We start from the raw sequence: 13,360 nt of genomic DNA on the forward strand, positions 1-13,360 counted from the left end.
ACGGCGTGACACTGCTCGCGACCGAGTCGCTGACCAAGACGTACGGAGGCCGGGTCACCGCGTTGGCCGACCTCACCGTGTCGGTCGAGCCGGGGATCATCGGGCTGGTGGGCGCGAACGGCGCCGGCAAGTCCACTCTGATCAAGATCCTGCTGGGTCTGCTCCCGCCGACCAGCGGCCGGGTGCAGGTGCTCGGCCTCGACCCCACCACCGACCCCGCCGCGGTCCGCGCCCGGGTCGGCTACATGCCCGAGCACGACGCCCTCCCGCCCGACCTGTCCGCCGCCGAGCTGGTCACCCATCTGGGCCGGATCAGCGGGCTGCCGCGCACAGTCGCCCGCGAGCGGGCCTCCGAGGCGCTGCGCCACGTCGGTCTGCACGAGGAGCGGCACCGGGCCGTCGGTGGCTACTCCACCGGCATGAAGCAGCGGGTCAAGCTCGCCCAGGCGCTCGTGCACGATCCCGACCTGCTGCTGCTCGACGAGCCGACCAACGGCCTCGACCCGGCCGGCCGGGACGCCATGCTCGCGCTGATCCACCGGATCGGCACCGAGTTCGGCATCTCGGTGGTGGTCTGCTCGCACCTGCTCGGCGAGGTGGAGCGGATCTGCGACACGCTCGTCGCCATCGACGGCGGCCGGCTGCTGCGCGCGGACCGGGTGTCCGCCATGACCACCGCCACCGACGTGCTCGCGGTCGAGGTGAGCGAGGGCACGGAGGAACTGGCCGCCCGGCTCACCGCGCTCGACCTGCCGGTGACCCGCGACGGGCGGCTGCTGCTCGTCCCGCTCGCCGACGACGCCACCTACGACCAGATCCTCGGCGCGGTCGCCGAGCTGGACCTGCCGCTGCACCGGCTGGACCAGCGGCGGCACCGGGTGGCCGAACTCTTCGCCGCGAGGGAGCCCAGCCATGTCTGACGCGACCGGGGTCATCCACGACATCGGCTACCAGCGCTACACCGGTCCGCGGCTCGGCCGCCGGCAGGTCTTCGGCGCGCTCTACCTGCACGGCGTGCGTACCGTCTTCGGGCTGGGCCGCAGCGCCAAGGCCAAGATCTTCCCGTGGCTGGTCGTCTCCGTGGTCACAGTGGTGGCCGCCGGCGTCACCGCGGTGCGCAGCCAGATCGGCGAGGTGGTGATGACGTACGCCCAGTTCGCCGACGCGATGAGCTGGCTGGTCATCTTCTTCGCCGCGGTGGCCGCGCCCGAGCTGGTCTCCCGCGACCTGCGCAGCGGCGTGCTGCCGCTGTACTTCTCCCGGCCGCTGCCGCGCGGCGACTACGCCCTGTCCAAGCTGCTGGCGCTGGTGACCGCGCTGTGGCTGCTGCTCGGCGGCCCGCAGCTGGTGATGTTCCTCGGTGCCGCGTTCACCACGAACCGGGGCGTACGCGGGGTGTGGGACGAGCTGCTCGACCTGCTGCCCGGGCTGCTCTACGCCGGGCTGTGGGCGGTGGTGTTCGCCTCGATCGCCCTGCTCGTCGCCTCGCTCACCGGCAAGCGCGCGTTCGCCGCCGGCGGCATCGTGGCGGTCTTCCTGATGACCACGCCGGTCGTGGGCGTGCTGTCCATCCTGCCCTCGCGGACGATCAACGAGCTGGCCTTCGTGGCTTCTCCGCCGACGCTCGTCGGCGGCGTGGGCAACTGGGCGCTCGGCGACCGGCTGACCCAGGGACGGGGCGGCATGCCGATCGGCGACTTCGGGCCGGTCTACGCCGTGGCCGCCGTGCTGCTGGTCGCCGCCTGCGTCAGCCTGCTGCTCCTGCGATACCGGAAGGTGGCCGCCCGATGACGGCGATCAGCACCCAGTCGACGGCCGGCGCGCCCGCCGCCGCGACGAGCACGCTCGACCTGGCGGGCGTCTCCCGCTGGTACGGCAACGTGGTGGCGGTCAACGACGTCACCATGCGGCTCGGCCCCGGCGTGACCGGCCTGCTCGGCCCCAACGGCGCCGGGAAGACCACGCTGCTGCACATGATGGCGGGCTTCCTGTCCCCGTCGCGCGGCACCGTGACGCTGGACGGGGAGCCGACCTGGCGCAACCCCGCCGTCTACCGGCGGCTCGGCCTGGTCAGCGAGCGCGAGGCGGTGCACACGTTCCTCAGCGCGTACGAGTTCGTGCTCGCCAGCGCCAAGCTGCACCGGCTGCCCGATCCGGAGGCCGCCACCCGGCGGGCGATCGAGCTGGTCGAGATGGAGGACGCGCAGACCCGCCGGATCGGCACCTACTCCAAGGGCATGCGGCAGCGCACCCGGGTCGCCGCCGCGCTCGTGCACGACCCGCAGGTGCTGCTGCTCGACGAGCCGTTCAACGGGATGGACCCGCGCCAGCGGCTGCACATGATGGCGCTGCTGCACCGGCTCGGCGACGCGGGGCGGACCATCCTGTTCAGCTCGCACATCCTGGAGGAGGTCGAGCAGGTCTCCGGCACGGTCCAGGTGATGGTGGCCGGCCGGCTCGCCGCCTCCGGCGACTACCGGACCATCCGCCGCCTGATGACCAACCGGCCGCACGTGTTCGGGGTGCGTTCCACCGACGACCGGGCGCTGGCGGTGGCGCTGATGGCCGAGGCGTCGGTCTCCGGCGTCGAGCTGGACCGAACCGGCCTGACGGTCAAGGCCGGCGACTACGGCGCGTTCACCCGGGCACTGCCCCGGATCGCGCTCCGGCACGGCATCCGGGTCCGGCAGCTCCTGCCGGAGGACGAGTCGCTGGAGAGCGTCTTCTCGTATCTGGTGGAGGCATGATGTCGACAGTCACCTGGATCACCGCGCGCGGCCTGTTCGGCCGGAGCCGGTTCCTCATGCTGCTGCCGTTGCCGCTGGTCCTGATCGGCCTGGCGGTGCTCTGCCGGTCGCTCGGCGTCGACCCGGGCCAGTGGGGACCGCCGGTGCTCGTCGGCCTCGGCCTCGCGGTGGTGCTGCCGGTGGTGGCGCTGATCGTGGGCACCGGCGTGCTCGGCGCGGAGATCGACGACGGCACCGTCGTGCACATCCTCACCAAGCCGCTGCCGCGCTGGCAGATCGTGCTGCCGAAGCTGGCGGTCGCGGCCGGCGTCACAGCGGTCACCGTCGGCGTCCCGATCTACGTCGCGGGCGTGCTCGCCGATTCGGTACGCCTCGGACTCGCACTGGTCGCCGCCTCGGCGGCGGGCGCGCTGGCGTACTCGGCGCTGTTCCTCGCGCTGAGCCTGGTGACCCGGCGGCCGGTGCTGCTCGGCCTGGTCTACGTGCTGATCTGGGAAGGGCTGCTGGGCCGGTTCGTCGGCGGCACCCGGGTGCTGTCGATCCAGCAGTGGGTGATCGCCCTGGCCGACCGGATGGCGCCGACGCCGCTGCTCGGCACCACCGTCTCGGTGCCGGTCGCGGCGGTGCTCACCGCCCTGGTGGCGGTCGGGTTCACAGTGCTGGCGATCGACCGCCTGCGCTCGTTCAGCGTGGCCGGCGAGACGAGCTGAACCCCGGGGCGGAACCCGTTTTCCGGCACGAGCGCCGGAAAACGGGTTCTGCCCTGCCGTGTCCGGTCTGTTAGTTTGCGGCGGCTACGCACACCGACACGGGGAGAACACCTTGCGTTCAGCTCGCCTCGCCCTGCTGGCTCCGGCCGCGGTCGCGATGATCGTCATGTCCGGCTGCGATGACGACAAGCCCTCGGCCGGGCCGGCGGCGCCCTCCGCCCCCGCCGCCACCTCCGTGCCGCCGGTGACCCCGGCGCCGGTGGGCCTCGACGAGGCCACCCGGAAGACCTGCGCGACGGCGGAGAAGGACATCACGGCCGCCCTGAAGGAGGTGGCCGAGGCGGAGAAGATCGGCCCGCCAGCCGGCCACTCGGCGGTCAGCGCCCAGTACTCGGCGGGCGCGGCCACGCTCTACACGCACGCCTTCACCAGCAGCGACGAGGTGAACGCCGCGGTGAAGGGGGTCGCCACCGCCATGACCGACCTCGCCGACACCTGGGCCAAGGCGCCGGGCAAGGCGCCGAGCAAGGCGGATCTGACCACCGCCCGGGACAAGCTCAAGGCGGCCTGCGCGGCCGAGTGAGGCATGCACCGCCGAGGGGCCGGCCCGGTCGGCCCTCCGGGGTGTTAAGAAGGGCCCCTTCTACAACGCCAGGCGTTAAGAAGGGGCCCTTCCTTGCATCCGGCCGCCGTGCGGCGGTTCAGAACGCGCAGGCGATGACCAGTTCCGTGGTGCGGTCCGGCAGCAGGTCCAGCTTCGCGATCCGGCCCGCCGCGCGCAGGTCGTCGGCGACGGCGCCGAGCTGGTCGAGCACCGCCGCCGGTCCGAGCGCCTCGGCCAGCGGCACGTCCGCCTTCATCGACAGCTTCCGCTCCGACTTGGCGCGGCGCACCTGGCCCAGCGCGTCAGCGGCCAGCCGCAGCAGCTCCGGGTCACCCGGCGCCTCCATGGCGCGGCCCACCTCGTACGTGGTCGGCCACGGTGAGCGGTGCACCGACCCGTACCGCCACCACGACCAGACCTCCTCGGTCACGAACGGCAGCACCGGCGCGAACAGGCGCAACTGCACCGACAGCGCGGTCGCCAGCGCCGCCCGGGCCGAGTCGGCGGCCGGCCCGGTGCCGTAGGCGCGCTCCTTCACCAGCTCGATGTAGTCGTCGCAGAACCGCCAGAAGAACGCCTCGGTGGCCATCAGGGCGGCCGTGTGGTCGTACCCGTCGAAGGCGGTGGTCGCGGTCGCGACCACGCCGGACAGTTCGGCGAGCATCGCGGTGTCCAGCGGTTGGGTCGCCGCGGCCCGCAGCGCGTCGGCGGCGCCCAGCCCGAGCGCGAACCGCGACGCGTTGAGCAGCTTGGTGGCCAGGCGGCGCCCCACCTTGACCTGGGCCGGGTCGAAGGCGAGGTCCATGCCCGGCTTGCCGTTGGCGGCCCAGTAGCGGACCGCGTCGGACCCGTTGCGCTCCAGCAGCGCCATCGGCGTGACCACGTTGCCCTTGGACTTCGACATCTTCTTGCGGTCCGGGTCGAGGATCCAGCCGGAGAGCACCGCTGTGTGCCACGGCAGCGCGCCGTGTTCCAGGTGGGACCGGGCCACAGTGGCGAACAGCCAGGTCCGGATGATGTCGTGCCCCTGCGGGCGCAGGTCCATCGGGAAGACCCGGGCGAACAGGTCCGGGTCGGTCTCCCAGCCGCCGACGATCTGCGGGGTCAGCGACGAGGTGGCCCAGGTGTCCAGTACGTCCGGGTCGCCTGTGAAACCGCCCGGCTCGCCGCGCTGCGTCTCCTCGTATCCGGGCGGCGGCTCGCTCGTCGGATCGATCGGGAGCATCGCCTCGTCCGGTGTGAGAGGGTGGGACCAGTCCGGCTCGCCAGCGTCGTCGAGCCGGTACCACACCGGCACCGGCACGCCGAAGAACCGCTGCCGGCTGACCAGCCAGTCACCGGTGAGTCCGCCCACCCAGTGCTCGTACCGGTGCCGCATGTGCTCCGGCACCCAGCGCAGTTCCCGCCCCCGGGCCAGCAGCTCCTCGCGCAGGCCGGCGTCCCGGCCGCCGTTGCGCAGATACCACTGCCGGGTCGAGACGATCTCCAGCGGCCGGTCGCCGCGCTCGTAGAACTTCACCGGGTGGGTGATCGGCCGCGGCTCGCCGACCAGGTCGCCCGCGTCGGCGAGCAGCTCCACGAGCGTCCGCCGGGCGCCGTTCACGGTCTGCCCGGCCAGTGCCGCGTAGGGCTCCGCCGGCACGCCGGCCGGCGGCTCCGGCAGCAGGCGCCCGTCCCGGCCGATCACCACGCGGGTGTCCAGCCGCAGTTCCCGCCACCAGGTCACGTCGGTCAGGTCACCGAACGTGCAGACCATCGCGATGCCCGTGCCCTTGGCCGGGTCCGCCAGCGGGTGCGCGCGCACCGGCACCTCGACCCCGAACACAGGGGTACGCGCAGCCGCGCCGACCAGGTTCGCGTACCGCTCGTCGTCGGGGTGGCAGACGAGCGCCACGCACGCCGGCAGCAGCTCCGGCCGGGTGGTGTCGATCAGCACCTCGCGGCCGTCCGGCCCGGTGAACCGCAGCCGGTGGTACGCGCCGGGCCGCTCCCGGTCCTCCAGTTCCGCCTGCGCGACGGCGGTGCCGTACCCGACGTCCCACAGCGTCGGCGCCTCGGCCTGGTACGCCTCGCCCCGCGCCAGGTTGCGCAGGAACGCCCGCTGGCTCGCCGCGCGGGCCGCTGACCCGATCGTGGTGTACGTCAGCGACCAGTCCACCGACAGCCCGAGCCGCCGCCACAGCGCCTCGAACGCCTTCTCGTCCTCCACAGTGAGCAGCTCGCACAGCTCGATGAAGTTGCGCCGGGAGATCGCTGTCGGGTTCTTCCGGGCAGCGTCGTCCACCGGTGCGGCCGGCGGGCGCCAGTCCTTGTCGTACGGCAACGACGGGTCGGGACGCACGCCGTACACGTTCTGCACCCGGCGTTCGGTGGGCAGCCCGTTGTCGTCCCAGCCCATCGGGTAGAAGACGGTGCGCCCGCGCATCCGCTGGAACCGGGCCACCGTGTCGGTGTGCGTGTACGAGAAGACGTGACCCATGTGCAGCTCGCCCGACACGGTCGGCGGGGGAGTGTCGATCGCGTATACGTCCGACCGCTCCTTCGTGCGGTCGAACGCGTACGTGCCGTCCTCCTGCCAGCGGCGGGCCCAGGTTTCCTCGAGGCCGTCCAGGCTCGGACGCTCGGGGACGCCGCCGCGAGGGCTGATCGTCGTGTCGGTCATCAGCCGATGGTAGGCAGCCACCCTGCCGCACTCCACGACTTTCCCCACCCCGCGCGTCCTCGTCGATCTTGCACTTGCCGCCCCGGCACAAGCCACTGATCGGGCATCTAGCGGGCCGCAAGTGCAAGATCGACGGGGACCTGGGCGAGGGCTAGAGGAGGGAGTCGCGCCACTGGCGGTGCAGGGCGGCGTAGCGGCCGTCGGCGGCGATCAGCTCGGCCGGCGGGCCGTCCTCCACGATCCGGCCGTCGTCGAGCACCAGCACCCGGTCCGCTGTCTCCACCGTGGAGAGCCGGTGGGCGATCACCAGGGCGGTACGGTCGCGCAGCACGCTGTGCAGGGCCCGCTGCACCAGCCGCTCGGTCGGCACGTCGAGTGACGAGGTCGCCTCGTCGAGGATCAGCACCCGGGGGTCGGCGAGGAACGCCCGGGCGAACGCGACGAGCTGCCGCTGCCCGGCGGAGAGTCGGCCACCACGCCGGTGCACGTCGGTGGCGTACCCGTCGGGCAGCGCGGCGATGAAGTCGTGTGCGCCGATCGCCCGCGCGGCCGCGACCACCGCCTCGTCGTCGGCGTCGGGGCGGCCGAACCTGATGTTGTCGGCCACGGAACCGCTGAACAGGTGCGTCTCCTGGGTCACCAGCACCACCGCCCGGCGCAGCTCGGCGTCGGCCAGGTCGCGCAGGTCCACCCCGTCCAGCCGGATCACGCCCGCATCCGGGTCGTGGAAGCGGGCCACCAGCTTCGCGACAGTGGACTTCCCGGCGCCGGTCGGCCCGATCAACGCCACTGTCTGCCCGGGCGGCACGGTCAGGTCCAGGCCGGACAGGATCGGCGCCCGGCGGCGGTAGCCGAAGTCGACGGCGCGGAAGGTGACGGCCCCGCGCGGCGGCCCGGCGGGCAGCGGCACCGGCCGCGCCGGTTCGGCCACCGCCGGGCGCTCGTCCAGCACGCCGGCCAGCTTCTCCAGCGCGGCGGTCGCCGACTGGAGCGAGTTGTAGAACTGGCTCAGCTCCTCCATCGGCTCGAAGAACCGGCGCAGGTAGAGCAGGAACGCGGCGAGCACGCCCACCTCCACGCCGCCGCCCAGCACCCGCCAGCCGCCGTACCCGAGCACCACCGCAGCGGTCAGGTTGCCGATCAGCCGGATGCCCGGCGAGTAGATCGCGATCAGCCGGAACGCGCGCAGGCTGGAGCGCCGGTAGTCGTCGTTCACAGTGGCGAAGATGCGGTCGTTGCGGTCCTCCCGCCGGTACGCCTGGACGGCCCGGATGCCGCGCAGCGACTCGACGAAGTGCACGATGACCAGCGCCACCGCCTCCCGGGTGCGCCGGTACGCCCCGGCCGAGGCGCGGGCGAACCAGCGTGACAGCACGAACAGGAACGGGAAGGCGAGCAGCGTCACCGCCGCCAGTGGCAGGTCCAGCCAGAGCAGGATGCCCGCCACCGACAGCACGGAGAGCCCGGCCATCACCAGCTTGTCGATGCCGCCGTCGACCAGCTCGGCGATCGACTCCAGGTCGCTGGTCAGCCGGGACACCATCCGCCCGGACGTGTAGCGCTCATGGAACCCGACGTCGAGGCGGAGGAAGTGCCCGTACACCCGGCGGCGCAGGTCCAGCAGGACGGCCTGGCCGATCCGGGCGGCGAGGGTGAGGAATGCGCGCCGGGCCGCGTACTCGACAGCGGTCGCGACCACGAACGCGGCGGCGACCGCGATCAGCGGGCCGGGATCGCCGGCCCGCAGCGGCTCGATACCCCTGTCGATGCCGAGCATGACCAGGTACGGCCCGGACATCGCGGCGGCGTTCTGGGCCAGCAGCAACGCCACCGCCAGCCCGAGGGCCCGCCGGTGCGGGCGCAGCAGCCGGCGCAGCAGCAGCCGGCTGCGGGCACGCAGCCGGGTCACCGCCTCCGGGGACGAGTCCTCGGCCCGGCTGCGGTCGGCGTCCGGATCGGTGGCCCGCCCTCGCCAGCGGGACAGGTCTTCACCGTCGCCGTGGCGCGCGCCGGTCGTCCCGTTACCGTTCGGCGCGTCGCGGGGCCGGGGCACCCGCGGCGCGCGGCCGGTCACGAGCGCACCAGGCCGACGCCGTCGCTCCGGCGCTCCGGCTCGGCGGACAGCACCGCCCGGTAGGCGGGTACGCGGGCCAGCAGCTCCGAGTGGGTGCCGACGGCGACGATCCGGCCGTCGTCGAGCAACGCCACCCGGTCCGCCAGTGCCACGGTCGAGGGGCGGTGCGCCACCAGCAGGGTCGTGGTGGCGGTGTCCCGCAGCACGCGGCGCAGGGCCGCCTCGACGAGCGCCTCGGTGTGCACGTCGAGTGCGGAGAGCGGGTCGTCGAGCACCAGCACCGCGGGCCGGCCGAGCACCGCACGCGCCAGCGCGAGACGCTGCCGCTGCCCGCCGGACAGCGACAGCCCCTGCTCACCGACCCGGGTCGAAAGCCCCCAGGGCAGCTCGTACGCGAACTCCGCCTGGGCCAGCGTCAGCGCGGCCCGGACCTCGTCCTCGCTCGCGTCCGGGCGGCCCAGTGTGAGGTTCTCCCAGACCGACATGGAGAACAGCGTCGGCTCCTCGAACGCGACGGCGACCAGCCGCCGTAACGACTCCAGCCGCAGGTCACGCACGTCGTACCCGTCGAGCGTGATCCGGCCGCGGGTGACCTCGTGCAGCCGGGGGACGAGCGACAGCAGCGTGCTCTTGCCGCAGCCGGTGGCGCCGACGAGCGCCATCGTCTCGCCCGGCTCGACTGTCAGGTCCAGATCGCGCAGCACCGGCGCGGACGTGCCGGGGTAGCGGAAGCCGACCCCCTCGAAGCGGAGCCGGCCGCGCACCTCGCCCCGGTCGAGCGGCCGGGCGTGCGGTGCGTCCACGATGGTCGGCGGCGTGTCCAGGACCTCCTGGATCCGGTCGGCGGCGGTCGCGGCCTCCTGGCCGTTGGCGATGATCCAGCCCAGCGACTGCACCGGCCAGATCAGCATGAGCTGGAGACTGACGAACGCGACCAGCTCCCCGATGGACAGCACGCCGTCGGCGACCGCCGCGGCGCCTGCCACCAGGACCGCGCCGAGGGTCAGGTTGGGCACCAGGTCGAACAACGCGGAGGTACGGGCCAGCAGCCGGGCCTTGCCGATCCCGGTGTCGTGCAGCCGGCGCGCGCCGACAGCGAACCGGGCCGCCAGTTCCGGCCCACGCCCGTACGCCCGCATGGTGCGCAACCCCAGCGCGGTCTCCTCGACCAGCGTGGCGACGTCGCCCTGCTGGTCCTGCATGCGCCGTGACGCCGCGTGGTAGTGGCGCGCGAAGCGGCGGCTGATCAGGAACAGCGGTACGGCGCTCGCCGCGACCAGCAGCCCCAGCCACTGGTGCAGCCGGATCAGCAGCGCCACCACCGCCGCGTAGGTGACCAGGTTGAGGACCAGGAACAGCAGCCCGAAGGAGAGGAACCGCCGGATCACCGAGAGGTCGCTGGTGATCCGGGACAACAACTGGCCGGACTGCCAGCGGTCGTGGAAGCCGGCCGGAAGCCGTTGCAGGTGGGCGTAGATGTCGGCGCGGATGGCGGCCTCCATGCCCACCGAGGACGACGACTGCGTCCAGCGGCGGATGAAGATGAGGACCGCCTCGGCCACGCCGAGCAGCAGCGCGAGGGCGCCGAGCCGGAGCAGCCCCGCCTCGTCGTGCCGGGCCACCGGCCCGTCGACCACCCGCTGCACCACGAGCGGAACGGCCAGGCTCGCCGCGGTGGCGGCAAGCGCCGCGACCAGCAGCCAGGCGAACTCCGTCGCGTACGGGCGCAGGTAGGGCCGCAGCCGCCAGAGGTTGCGCAGCGGCTGGGACCGGGCGCCGGAATGCGCCGCGGGGTTGCCGTCGCTGGACGCGGGCACTACCCGACGGTAGCCGCCGGGGGTGGCAGTCCGGCTGTCAGCTAGCCGTCACCCGTCCCTCATGCCCGAGAAGCCACTTCTTCACGTCCAGCCCCCAGCGGTATCCACCCAGCGTGCCGTCGGTGCGCAGCACCCGATGGCAGGGCACGAACAGCGCGGCGGAGTTGCGCGCGCAGGCCGCTGCGGCGGCCCGGATCGCCGCCGGTCGCCCGGCCAGCGCGGCGAACCCGGTGTAGGTGACGGGGTCGCCGGGCTTCACGTCGCGCAGCACCTGCCAGGCGTGCGTCAGGAATGCGCCGCCGGTGTGCTGCTCCACCGCTACCGCGTCGATCGCGGTGAGTTCACCGTCCAGGTAGGCCCGCACGGCGGCGGTCACCGGACCGAGGTCGGCCCGTTCCCGCAGCTCGCCGCGCAGGCTCGGGTGGATCAACGGCAGCAGGGCCGCCGGGTCGGCGGTGAAGCCCGCCGCGCGTACCGCCCCGGTCGGGCCGGCGAGCACGCTCAACGGGCCGGCGGGGGTGTCGATGACGGTGCTGTCCACAGTGCTCATGCTGCTCTCCAGAGTCGGATGGTCGCGTACGACCGCCAGGGGCGCCAGCGGTCGGCGTACGCGGACAGGGTCTTCGGGTCGTCGGACAGGCCGAGCGCCGCTGCGCCACGGCGTACGCCCAGGTCGGTGGTGAGCGCGACATCCGGGTCGCCGAGTGCGCGCATGGCCAGGTAGCCGGTGGTCCACGGGCCGATACCGGGCACTGCGGCCAGGAGCCGGACCGACTCCTCCCGGTCGCCTCCGGGTTCCAGGTCGAGTTCGCCGTCGGCGACCGCGCGGGCCAGCGCACGGAGCGTCTCCCGGCGGGCCGCCGGCATCCGGAACGCCGTGTCCGGCGCCGCGAGCACCTCCGCCGGACCGGGGAACGCCACCAGGCCGTCCGCCGGGTATTCGGCAGCCGCCCCGCTCGCTGCCCGGGTGGCGGAGAGCAGGCGGGTGAGCGTGGTCCGCGCCGAGGCCAGCGAGACCTGCTGGGTGGCGACGGCGCGGACGGCCAGCTCGAAACCGTCGACCGCGTGCGGCAGCCGGACGCCGGGCTCGGCCGCGACGGCCGGGGCCAGCGCCGGGTCGGCGGCCAGTGTGGCGTCCACCGCTACCGGGTCGGCGTCCAGGTCGAGCAGACGGCGGCAGCGGGCCACCGCGGGGGCCAGGTCACGCATGTCGGCCAGCCGCAGCGTCGCGTCGATGTGGCCGTCGGCAGGGGCCAGCGCCACCGTGGCGGGCCCGTGCGGCAGTCGCAGCCCTCGGTGGTAGGTGCCGTCGCGGACCACCTCGACGCCGGGTAGCGCGCGCAGCGCGAGGAAGTCCAGCAGCGCGCCCGCGTGCAGCGGGGGCCGGTACGCCAGCCGTAGCGAGAGCGTGCCCGCCCCGGTGGTCGCCGCCGGGCCACGTCGGCCGGCCCGCAGCTCGGACGGCGTGCCGCCGTAGACCTCGCGGACCGTGTCGTTGAACTGCCGGACGCTGCCGAACCCGGCGGCGAAGGCCACCTCGGCCAGGCCGAGGCCGGTGGTCTCGATCAGGATCCGGGCGGTCTGCGCGCGCTGGGCCCGGGCCAGCGCCAGCGGGCCGGCGCCCAGCTCGGCCCGGAGCATCCGGTGCAGGTGCCGCTCGGTGTAGCCCAGCCGGGTGGCCAGCCCGGGCACCCCGTCCCGGTCCACCACGCCGTCGGCGATCAGCCGCATGGCGCGACCGACCAGGTCGGCCCGGACGTCCCACTGGGGCGAGCCCGGTGCCGCGTCCGGCCGGCACCGGCGGCACGCCCGCAGCCCGGCCCCCTGCGCGGCGGCGGCGGACGGGAAGAACCGGACGTTCTGCCGCTTCGGCGTCATCGCCGGACAGGACGGCCGGCAGTAGATCCCGGTCGACGTCACGCCGGTGTAGAACCAGCCGTCGAACCGCGGGTCGCGGCTGTCGACGGCTCGGTAGCACCGCTCGAAGTCCAGTTCCATGCCACGATCCTGCCTCGCAGCTCCGACGCTCGGCTGGCGGGATTCAGACATGACGTGCGGCAGTCGCGCCCGCTCGGGGAAGTGGCGGTATCCCGAGCCCCGGGACACCGCCACTCCGCCGAGGTGGCGTGGATCATGACCAGCGGACCCGAGAAAGTGTCGTAAGTGGTCGGTAGCGTCCCGCCACCAACTCAAGAAGAGGTGCGGGGCATGGCGAGCGTGGCCGGGCGGGGTGTCCGCTGATGCGATCGGGGCGAGCACCGTTGGACGCCGCGGTGGTGGAGGGCTTCTACGAGCGGATGCGGGTGGTGGCGCCGGCCGCGTACGGCGCGATCGAGCGCGACCGGGCCGGTGACCCCGGTCGCCCCTTCGCGGACACCGCCTGCGGGCGGCTGGCCGGCTCCCTCGACCCGGACGGGCTGCGCGCGCTCGGCATGTGGGCGCACCACTGGTGCATGCGCTTCTACGACGACGACACCCGGGTCGGCCTGCGGCTGGTCCGCGAGATCGCCGCCCGCTCCGGCCTGGGCTGGACCGCCGACGAGGTGCGGTGGCTGCTCGACCGGTCGTACGCGGCCGGTCCCGCCGCCGCGCACCGGTTCACGCTGCCGCTCGCGGCCGCGGCGCAGCTACCGGCCGGTGTGCTGCCCGAGGGCGTCACCGCCGAGGCGTGGCCGGACGACTGGCGTCGGCTGCGGGCCGGCTGACCGCGCCGCCACCGGGCCGCCGTCCCGCCGCCTGCCCGAAG

The 13,360-nt window shown here is 73.8% G+C and carries 11 protein-coding genes; 6 read left to right on the forward strand and 5 right to left on the reverse strand.

Annotated features, from left to right (window positions below; translation table 11 throughout):
* Window positions 1-5 precede the first annotated feature (5 nt).
* From IF06_RS0105875 to IF06_RS0105895, 5 genes are all read left to right on the forward strand, one after another.
* Window positions 6-920 (forward strand): ABC transporter ATP-binding protein, encoded by a 915-nt coding sequence (locus tag IF06_RS0105875; protein WP_013288493.1) that lies wholly within the window; start codon window positions 6-8, stop codon window positions 918-920.
* Window positions 913-1,791, forward strand: a complete 879-nt coding sequence (locus IF06_RS0105880) for an ABC transporter permease (RefSeq protein WP_013288492.1) — start codon at window positions 913-915, stop codon at window positions 1,789-1,791. The genes IF06_RS0105875 and IF06_RS0105880 overlap by 8 nt, the downstream gene beginning before the upstream one ends.
* Entirely contained in the window at window positions 1,788-2,747 is a 960-nt protein-coding gene (locus tag IF06_RS0105885; protein ID WP_013288491.1) for an ABC transporter ATP-binding protein, read from the forward strand. The genes IF06_RS0105880 and IF06_RS0105885 overlap by 4 nt, the downstream gene beginning before the upstream one ends.
* Window positions 2,747-3,457, forward strand: coding sequence for an ABC transporter permease subunit (locus tag IF06_RS0105890; RefSeq protein WP_013288490.1), 711 nt, complete (start codon window positions 2,747-2,749; stop codon window positions 3,455-3,457). The genes IF06_RS0105885 and IF06_RS0105890 overlap by 1 nt, the downstream gene beginning before the upstream one ends.
* 157 nt (window positions 3,458-3,614) lie before the next feature.
* On the forward strand, window positions 3,615-4,040 hold the full coding sequence (locus tag IF06_RS0105895; RefSeq protein ID WP_030269441.1) for a hypothetical protein: 426 nt from the start codon (window positions 3,615-3,617) through the stop codon (window positions 4,038-4,040).
* Window positions 4,041-4,158: 118 nt separating this feature from the next.
* Here IF06_RS0105895 and valS read toward each other — a convergent pair whose 3' ends face one another.
* The 5 genes from valS to IF06_RS0105920 all read right to left on the reverse strand — a co-directional run bounded on the left by valS (window position 4,159) and on the right by IF06_RS0105920 (window position 12,612).
* Window positions 4,159-6,723 (reverse strand): valine--tRNA ligase, encoded by a 2,565-nt coding sequence (gene valS / locus IF06_RS0105900; RefSeq protein WP_030269443.1) that lies wholly within the window; start codon window positions 6,721-6,723, stop codon window positions 4,159-4,161.
* A 151-nt stretch (window positions 6,724-6,874) separates the two neighbouring features.
* Window positions 6,875-8,707 carry an ABC transporter ATP-binding protein gene (locus IF06_RS0105905; RefSeq protein ID WP_221488280.1) on the reverse strand — a complete coding sequence of 611 codons (1,833 nt, stop codon included), beginning with the start codon at window positions 8,705-8,707 and terminating at the stop codon, window positions 6,875-6,877.
* 86 nt (window positions 8,708-8,793) lie between these two features.
* Entirely contained in the window at window positions 8,794-10,614 is a 1,821-nt protein-coding gene (locus IF06_RS0105910) for an ABC transporter ATP-binding protein (RefSeq protein WP_030269447.1), read from the reverse strand.
* Between the two features lie 37 nt (window positions 10,615-10,651).
* Complete coding sequence (locus tag IF06_RS0105915; RefSeq protein WP_030269449.1) at window positions 10,652-11,164, reverse strand: methylated-DNA--[protein]-cysteine S-methyltransferase; 513 nt, start codon at window positions 11,162-11,164, stop codon at window positions 10,652-10,654.
* Window positions 11,161-12,612 (reverse strand): DNA-3-methyladenine glycosylase 2 family protein, encoded by a 1,452-nt coding sequence (locus IF06_RS0105920; RefSeq protein ID WP_030269451.1) that lies wholly within the window; start codon window positions 12,610-12,612, stop codon window positions 11,161-11,163. Before IF06_RS0105920 ends, IF06_RS0105915 begins: the two co-directional genes overlap by 4 nt.
* 242 nt (window positions 12,613-12,854) lie before the next feature.
* Here IF06_RS0105920 and IF06_RS34225 point away from each other — a divergent pair, with 242 nt between their 5' ends.
* Window positions 12,855-13,319, forward strand: a complete 465-nt coding sequence (locus IF06_RS34225) for a hypothetical protein (RefSeq protein WP_225319535.1) — start codon at window positions 12,855-12,857, stop codon at window positions 13,317-13,319.
* Window positions 13,320-13,360 lie beyond the last annotated feature (41 nt).

It is taken from the genome of Micromonospora globosa (genome assembly GCF_000717585.1).
GTDB lineage: Bacteria > Actinomycetota > Actinomycetes > Mycobacteriales > Micromonosporaceae > Micromonospora > Micromonospora aurantiaca.

Excerpts from the sequence above, each read along its gene's own strand:
- IF06_RS0105885 (WP_013288491.1), top strand. The coding sequence starts at position 1,788 with ATGACGGCGATCAGCACCCAGTCGACGGCCGGCGCGCCCGCCGCCGCG.
- IF06_RS0105880 (WP_013288492.1), top strand. The coding sequence starts at position 913 with ATGTCTGACGCGACCGGGGTCATCCACGACATCGGCTACCAGCGCTAC.
- IF06_RS0105915 (WP_030269449.1), bottom strand. The coding sequence starts at position 11,164 with ATGAGCACTGTGGACAGCACCGTCATCGACACCCCCGCCGGCCCGTTG.
- IF06_RS0105895 (WP_030269441.1), top strand. The coding sequence starts at position 3,615 with ATGATCGTCATGTCCGGCTGCGATGACGACAAGCCCTCGGCCGGGCCG.
- IF06_RS0105890 (WP_013288490.1), top strand. The coding sequence starts at position 2,747 with ATGTCGACAGTCACCTGGATCACCGCGCGCGGCCTGTTCGGCCGGAGC.
- IF06_RS34225 (WP_225319535.1), top strand. The coding sequence starts at position 12,855 with ATGCGATCGGGGCGAGCACCGTTGGACGCCGCGGTGGTGGAGGGCTTC.
- IF06_RS0105920 (WP_030269451.1), bottom strand. The coding sequence starts at position 12,612 with ATGGAACTGGACTTCGAGCGGTGCTACCGAGCCGTCGACAGCCGCGAC.
- valS (WP_030269443.1), bottom strand. The coding sequence starts at position 6,723 with ATGACCGACACGACGATCAGCCCTCGCGGCGGCGTCCCCGAGCGTCCG.